This window comes from Xenorhabdus yunnanensis, assembly GCF_028598805.1.
In the GTDB taxonomy this organism is placed as follows: domain Bacteria; phylum Pseudomonadota; class Gammaproteobacteria; order Enterobacterales; family Enterobacteriaceae; genus Xenorhabdus; species Xenorhabdus yunnanensis.
On record NZ_JAQRFI010000290.1, the window covers coordinates 1 to 303 of the forward strand.

1 pseudogene is annotated in these 303 nt (G+C 34.3%); it reads left to right on the forward strand.

Annotated features, from left to right (window positions below):
- Positions 1-107: 107 nt before the first annotated feature.
- Positions 108-303 (forward strand): annotated as a pseudogene (locus PSI23_RS22285) (hypothetical protein); the annotation flags it as partial.

Genomic DNA, 303 nt, shown 5'->3' on the forward strand with positions numbered 1-303 from the left:
CTCTTCATCACTGATATATAATGACGAAGAATTATTATTAGCGTCTATTGATAGAACCCAAAAAATCATTAATTCTATTAATTCAAAATTACAACAAGGAATTAAACATGAACAATAAACTACAAGCAGCCGTCGAAATTGCAGAAGAAATTGAAGCCGCAATATTTCCCGTAATGACTGCAACTCAAAATAAAGCCGAACCGGATACTTATTTAATGTGTCGTGGTGTGCATCGTCAGACTTGTGATTTAGCTCAGCGATTAAGGGATATAAATAAAGATTATATCATGCTAGGCGAATCCG